The following is a 6662-nucleotide window of genomic DNA, read 5'->3' on the forward strand; positions in this document are numbered from 1 at the left end:
CGGCGACTGAGGGTGGCGGCGGCGGTGGCGGCCGTCGCGGTGCTGGCGACGGCGGCCGTCGCACCCGGGACACCGCCGCGTCCGGGCGGCTCGACGGCCGAGCGGGCGGTGGGCGGGGAGGGGGACGCACCGGGAGCGGGCGGCGGCTTCGGCGCGTTCGGGGGCTTCGACGACTTCGGCGGCTACGGGGCCGTCGGCGGGCCGACCGGCCAGGGTGCTCCCGGCGGGTTCCCCCGGCCCGGCGGGTTCGGTACGGGCCGGCTGCGGACGCTGGCCGGGGTCCTGCGGCAGGACCGGCCCGGCAGCGGCTGGTACCTGGTCGGCGGGGCGCATCTGGTGCTCGGTCTGGAGGTCGCGTACGCCGACCACCAGCAGATCGTGCTGCGCTTCCCCGCCGCGCGACGGGTGGTGTCCGTGCTCTGCGGACCCGACGAGACCTACGCACCGCTCGGCTACTCGTGCGGCGCCTCGGTGTCGTTGGACGAGGTGCGGGTCCGGCTCGGCCGGAACGGGCGGCCCGCCGACCCGACGGCGACGGCTGCCGGGCGGTACGCCAACTTCTGGCTGCTGGGGCTCGTCGAGCAGCGCTGAGCGGCGGTGAGCAGCGGCGCGAGGCGGTAAGCCGCGGTGCCGGGCCCGGCTTGACGGAATGGTCCACCGAAAGGTCTTCTGTACCACGCGGCCGAGCGCCCGCCGGCCGCCCCGACCTGCGCGGTGATAGCCCCGCGCGGTACCCCCGGGTGACATCTCCCCCGCCGGCGGACGGGGCTCCTACGGTTTCCGGCGACCCCCACACCGTGACCGCAGGAGACCCCCATGCTCCGACGACCCGCCAGGGCCGCGTGTGCTGTCCTGGCCACCGCCGCCCTGGGTCTGACCGCCCTCCAGGGCACCGCCGGTGCCACCTCCCCCGTCCCCGGGCCCGCCGCGGCCGCCCGGGCCGCCGCCTCGGCCGCGCCCGCGGCCCTCGGAGTCACCGCTGCCGCGCCCGAGTTGGTCGAGGCGCTGCGGCGCGACCTCGGCCTGACGGACGGTCAGGCCCGGGCCCGGATCACCGCCGAGGCCAGGGCGGGCGCCCTGGCCGGCGCGCTCGCCCAGGCCCTCGGCAGTGGCTGGGCCGGCTCCTGGCTGGAGGGCCCCGACGCCGCTCCGGTCGTCGCCACGACCCGGGGCGCCGACCTCGCCGTGATCCGCGCGGCGGGTGCCCGGCCGGTGCTCGTGGACCGCCCGCTCGCGGCCCTGGACGGNCCCTGGACGGAGCGCTGGCCGCGCTCGACCTGGCCGCCGAACGCGGTCCCGCCGGCCGGGCGGACGCACTCGCCGCGCCGGTTCGCTACGTCGACGTGACCGCCAACACCGTCGTGGTGCAGGCCACCGACCGGGCCGCCGCCGAACGCCTGGTCGCCGGGGCCGGGGTGGACCGGGCGGCGGTGCGGGTGGAGACGGTGGCCGAGGCCCCGCGTCCGCTCTACGACCTCCGCGGCGGCGACGCCTACTACATCGACAGCAGCAGCCGCTGCTCGATCGGCTTCCCGATCACCCGGGGGACCACCCAGGGCTTCGTCAGCGCGGGCCACTGCGGCCGGGCCGGGTCCGGCACGACCGGCGCCAACCGGGTCGCCCAGGGCAGCTTCCAGGCCTCGGTCTTCCCGGGCAACGACATGTCCTGGGTGGCCACCAACAGCAGCTGGACCGCGACCCCGTACGTGAACAGTGCGTCCGGCGCGGTGACCGGCTCGGTACTGCAGCAGGTCGGGGCCTCGGTCTGCCGGTCAGGTTCCACCACCGGCTGGCACTGCGGCACGATCCAGCAGCACAACACCAGCGTCACCTACGCCGAGGGCACCGTCTCGGGCGTCACCCGGACCAATGTGTGCGCGGAGCCTGGCGACTCGGGCGGATCCTTCGTCTCGGGCACCCAGGCGCAGGGCGTGACCTCGGGCGGCACCGGGAACTGCTCCCAGGGCGGCACCACGTACTTCCAGCCGGTCAACCCGATCCTGCAGGGCTACGGGCTGACGCTGAAGACGGACGGCCAGGGCCCCGGCCCCGGTCCGGGCCCCGGCAACCCGGGCGGCACCTGGGCCGCCGGCACCGTCTACCAGGCCGGCGCCACCGTCACCTACGGCAGCGCCTCCTACCGCTGCCTCCAGGGCCACCAGGCGCAGGCCGGGTGGGAGCCGCCGAACACCCCGGCGCTGTGGCAGGCGGTCTGACCCATGACTGTCCGCCGCACCGGAGCCCTGGCCGGAGCCCGGGCGGACCGGCTCGCCGCGCCCTCGATCGGAGCAACCGGCGCTGCCACGGTGGGCCCTTCGTGTGAGACCTTGGACGGGGGGCCAACCCACCAAGGAGGCCCGATGTCGTCGAAGCGTCGCCGCAAGAAGAAGGCTCGTCGCAAGGGTGCCAACCACGGCAAGCGGCCGCAGTGCTGAACCGGCACTGAGGCCGGTGCCCGACCGGCACCGAACCGCCGCCCGGCCCCGGACACCCGTCCGGGGCNATGACTGTCCGCCGCACCGGAGCCCTGGCCGGAGCCCGGGCGGACCGGCTCGCCGCGCCCTCGATCGGAGCAACCGGCGCTGCCACGGTGGGCCCTTCGTGTGAGACCTTGGACGGGGGGCCAACCCACCAAGGAGGCCCGATGTCGTCGAAGCGTCGCCGCAAGAAGAAGGCTCGTCGCAAGGGTGCCAACCACGGCAAGCGGCCGCAGTGCTGAACCGGCACTGAGGCCGGTGCCCGACCGGCACCGAACCGCCGCCCGGCCCCGGACACCCGGCGGTCGTGCGCCGGAGCGCCGGTCACACCTCGGCGGACTCCGCCGGCTCCGGGGCGTAGTAGAGGCTCGCCATGGTGGCCCGGAGCGTCCAGCCGAGGGTGCTGTAGAGCGCCTTCCCCTCGGGCGTGGCGACCAGGAACCCGGTCTCGGCGCCGTCGCGGTGCCCGGCGTCCTCCAGGGCCCGCATCACCACCGAGCCCAGGCCCCGGCGGCGGTGCGCGGGCGCGGTCTCGATCTGGTCCGCCACCACGGCGACGGCCCCGGCCAGCCCGAGCTGGCCGCGCGCGGCGAAGTGGCCGGCCTCGGTGCGGACCAGGGCCCGGACCACACCGCCGCGATGCCAGGTGGTGAGGGTGTAGCCGGCCGGCACCACCGGAGCTCCGGCGGCGAGCGGCACGGTCATCAGATACCCGGGGACGTCGAACCGCCAGCCCGGCCCGAGCCAGGGCCGGACGGTGTCGTCGTCGGTGAACACCTTCAGCCAGGTCCCCGGCGCGGTGGTGGCCGCCACCAGCTTGCGGACGTCGGGCTCGGTCGGCTCGTCGGGCTCGGTCGGCTCCGGCAGCACGTGCCGGGCCACCTGCGCCGCCTGGCCGACATCGACCGTCCAGCCCCACGGCTCGTCCACCGGCTCGGCCGCCCCCCGCGAGACCACCCAGCCACCGACCCAGCTCCGTACCAGCCCGCTGACGACGGACTCGCCCATCCTCGACCCCCGTAATAGTCACTATCGGAGTTCATAGCTTACCGGAAGTCGCCGACCTGCCAACCCCCGCCCTTGGCGGGCGATCAGTACAGCAGGTGGTGGCCGATGCACCACGTGCGGGGCGGCCCGGCGAGAAGTCCGGCCGCGGGGGCCGGAGTTCGCCCGACCCTGGGCCCGGGGCCGACGCCGCGGACCGACGCGCCGCGGACTACGAGGCCGCGGCGGCCCCGTACGTCCCGTCGAAGACCACGCGCCGACGGGGGCGGCGGCCCGGGTGGAGCCGGGTGCCGGCGGGGTGGCCGACCGAGACCAGCAGGGCGATGGCGAGGTCCTCGCGGTCCTCGATCCCGATCACCTTCTTGACCTTCTCCTCGTCCCAGCCGTTCATCGGCGAGGTCGCCAGCCCCATCGCGGTGGCCGCGAGCATCACGAAGGAGGCGGCGATGACCGCGTCCTTGACCGCGTACTCGCGGAGCAGGCCGCGCTGTTCGAGGCCCTCCTGGAACTCCTGCGCGGCGGCGGAGAACATCTCCACGAACTCCTCGCTCCACGCCCCGTTCTCCCGCGCCTGCCGGTAGACGTCGCTGCGGTCCTCCCGCCATGCCTGCGGCTCGGCGACGAAGACCAGCACCACCGGCGCCTCGGTCGGCTGGGGCTGGCCCCCCGTGGCCCAGGCCAGACCGGCCCGGCCCTCCTCGCTCGACACCACCACGATCGAGCGGTCCTGGAGGTTCCAGCTGGTGGGAGCCTCCACCGCCAGGTCGAGCAGGGTGTCGAGCAACTGCGGCGGGACCGGGTCGGGCCGGTAGTGGCGGACGGTGCGGCGCGTGCGGATCGCTTCCGCGACGGACATCGGGCGGTTCGTCGTGTGGTTCGTCATGCCGACAACTCTCGGAGAGTTACTCTCTTTTGGAAAGAAGGCACCTGAAAGTGCGTTACTCTCCCCGGGTGAAAACCACCGTGGCATCCTCCGGCCTCCCGGCCGACGTCTACTCCGCGAAGTGCCCGACGCGCCAGGTCCTCGACCACATCGCCGGCAAGTGGACCGTCCTGATCGTGGACAGCCTGCTCGACGGCACCCTGCGCTACACCGAGCTGTTCCGGCGGATCGAGGGGGTGTCGCAGAAGATGCTCACCCAGACCCTGCGACTGCTGGAGACCGACGGGTTCGTCACCCGCACCGTGCACCCGACCGTGCCGCCCCGCGTCGAGTACGGGCTGACCGAGCTCGGGCGCAGCCTCGCCGGACCGATCAGCGCCCTCCGTGAGTGGACGGAGGTCCACATCAACGACATCGAGCGGGCCAGGTCCGCCCGCCCGGCCGACCAGGGGGCCACCCCCTGACGTCCGGGCGGGCGGCGGCGGTCAGGCCTGCGCCGCCAGCCAATCCTCCAGGGTCGGGCCGGCGAGCGTGGTGGCCGGACCGGCGACGAACGCGCCGTTCTCCAGGAGTTCGCGGTCGGGGGTCCCCTCCTCGCTGGCCTCGACGACGGTGACCTCCTCGCCGCGGGCGGCGTAGACGAGTTCGGCGGCCTTGGCGAGGTTCTCCTCGCGCGGGCCGGCGATCTCGGGGAACGGCGCCGCCGTGGTGCCCGGCTCGGGCGCGGGGCCCTCGGCGAGGTCGACGAGCGCCTCGGCCACCACCGCGGCCGCGACGAGCTGGGTGCGCATCAGCGGGACGTACACGGTGTCGCCCTGGCGGCCCCAGCTGACCAGCGGCTCGACGAACTCGTGGAACTGCGCGGCACGCAGGATCCGGACCGGCAGCGGACCGGCCGTCAGGGCCTTCTCGTGGGCGACCTTGGCGCGGTAGTAGCCGCCGGTCGACGCGTCGATGCCGAGGATCGACACCGAGACGATCAGTTCCACCCCGGTCCGGGCGCCCGCAGCGTGCAGGTTGGCGGCGGCGGCGGTGAAGAACTCCGTCGCCACGGTCTCGTCCGCGGAGGGGGTGCCGGAGGTGTCGATGACAACACCGACTCCGGTCAGCGCCTCGTCGAGGCCCTCGCCCGTGACAATGTCGACGCCCGCCGAGCGTGAGATCGCCACGACCTCGTGGCCGCGTTCCGCCAGCACGCGGACGACGTGCTCGCCCAGACGCCCGGTCGCGCCGACCACCGCGACGGTCCTGCGGTTCGACATGGTTGTTCTCCTTCGTGGTGCGTGTGTCGTGGAGCGCCGCCGGGCCCGCACATCCCCCGCCCGCGCGGGCGGCCCCGACGATCTCCGAGCATCGACCCTAGGCCACGCGCGGCGTCGGGCGGTGTGCGGGGCGCGCATGATCGTTCGTCAATGCGTGCAAGGGGGGCGGACGAACGGCGCTGACGATCTGCGCGGACGGACGGGCCGTCGGCAGGCCCCTCACCCGGCCGGCTGCGCCCTCTCGTCCGGCTCCGACCGCTCGATGCGGACGGCGACCAGACAGGTGTCGTCGTCGGTGTCGGCCGGGCTCAGCTCCAGCAGCAGGTCCAGGTACCGCTCCAGATCGGGGCCGGGCGGGCCCGCCGCCCGGATCAGCTGGTCCACCGACTCCTCGACCGGGCGGTCCCGGCGCTCGACCAGGCCGTCGGTGTAGAGGAGCAGCACGTCGCCCGGGGCGAGCCGGGCGGTGTACTCCTCGTACTCGGCGTCCGCCAGCGCCCCGAGCAGCACGCCGTGCGGCAGTGGCAGCACCTCGGCGCCGCCGGGGGCCAGTCTGATCGGCGGGAGGTGGCCGGCCCGGGCCCAGCGCAGCGAGCCGTCGTCCGGCGCGAGCAGCACGCAGACGGCGGTGGCGGTCACCTGTTCCGGTTCGCGCAGGGCCACGGTGTTGGCCCACTGCAGCAGCCGGCCCGGGCCGGCGCCGGTGACGGCCAGACCGCGCAGCGCGTGCCGGAGCGCGACCATGCCGGTGGCCGCGCCGACCCCGTGCCCGGCCACGTCGCCGACGGCCAGCAGCACCTGACGGTCGGGCAGCGGCAGGACGTCGTACCAGTCGCCGCCGACCCGTTCGCGTTTGGCGGCGGGCCGGTAGCGGACGGCGGCGCGCAGTCCGGCGGCTCCGAGCGGCGGGGGTGCCGCGGGCAGGATCGCCTGCTGGAGCCGGAGCGCCAGTTGCTCGCGCTCGGCCGCCTCCTGCTCGCTGTCCGCCAGCCTGGCCCGGGTGGCGCCGAGGGCGACCTCGGTCCAGTGCTGGGC

At 75.2% G+C, this 6662-nt stretch carries 5 protein-coding genes and 2 pseudogenes; 3 read left to right on the forward strand and 4 right to left on the reverse strand.

The genetic code is table 11. From position 1 onward, the window contains the following. Both VR45_RS39465 and VR45_RS39470 read left to right on the forward strand, forming a co-directional pair. A pseudogene (locus tag VR45_RS39465) lies at nucleotides 1-591 on the forward strand (hypothetical protein); the annotation flags it as partial. A 225-nt stretch (nucleotides 592-816) separates the two neighbouring features. Further along, nucleotides 817-2216: pseudogene (locus tag VR45_RS39470) on the forward strand (carbohydrate-binding protein). Nucleotides 2217-2801: 585 nt separating this feature from the next. On the opposite strand, the gene VR45_RS39475 reads toward VR45_RS39470, so the two are convergent. After that, nucleotides 2802-3485 (reverse strand): GNAT family N-acetyltransferase, encoded by a 684-nt coding sequence (locus VR45_RS39475; protein WP_045944790.1) that lies wholly within the window; start codon nucleotides 3483-3485, stop codon nucleotides 2802-2804. 208 nt (nucleotides 3486-3693) lie between these two features. Continuing rightward, the gene (locus VR45_RS39480; protein WP_045944791.1) at nucleotides 3694-4365 is read right to left on the reverse strand and encodes a nitroreductase family protein; all 672 of its coding nucleotides are present in this window, start codon (nucleotides 4363-4365) and stop codon (nucleotides 3694-3696) included. 68 nt (nucleotides 4366-4433) lie between these two features. On the opposite strand from VR45_RS39480, the gene VR45_RS39485 reads away from it, so the two are divergent. Continuing rightward, nucleotides 4434-4829: a helix-turn-helix domain-containing protein gene (locus tag VR45_RS39485; protein ID WP_045944792.1), complete on the forward strand. Its 396-nt coding sequence runs from the start codon at nucleotides 4434-4436 to the stop codon at nucleotides 4827-4829. A gap of 21 nt (nucleotides 4830-4850) precedes the next feature. On the opposite strand, the gene VR45_RS39490 is transcribed toward VR45_RS39485, so the two are convergent. Both VR45_RS39490 and VR45_RS39495 read right to left on the reverse strand, forming a co-directional pair. Next, nucleotides 4851-5627 (reverse strand): NAD(P)H-binding protein, encoded by a 777-nt coding sequence (locus VR45_RS39490; protein WP_045944793.1) that lies wholly within the window; start codon nucleotides 5625-5627, stop codon nucleotides 4851-4853. Nucleotides 5628-5846: 219 nt separating this feature from the next. Then, nucleotides 5847-6662, reverse strand: an 816-nt coding sequence (locus VR45_RS39495) for a PP2C family protein-serine/threonine phosphatase (RefSeq protein ID WP_045944794.1), incomplete at its 5' end; no start/stop codon positions are given.

The sequence above is a fragment of the Streptomyces sp. NRRL S-495 genome (genome assembly GCF_000966955.1).
In the GTDB taxonomy this organism is placed as follows: Bacteria; Actinomycetota; Actinomycetes; order Streptomycetales; family Streptomycetaceae; genus Kitasatospora; species Kitasatospora purpeofusca.

Coding starts and splice junctions, on each gene's coding strand:
- VR45_RS39475 (WP_045944790.1), bottom strand. CDS start 3,485: ATGGGCGAGTCCGTCGTCAGCGGGCTGGTACGGAGCTGGGTCGGTGGC.
- VR45_RS39480 (WP_045944791.1), bottom strand. CDS start 4,365: ATGACGAACCACACGACGAACCGCCCGATGTCCGTCGCGGAAGCGATC.
- VR45_RS39490 (WP_045944793.1), bottom strand. CDS start 5,627: ATGTCGAACCGCAGGACCGTCGCGGTGGTCGGCGCGACCGGGCGTCTG.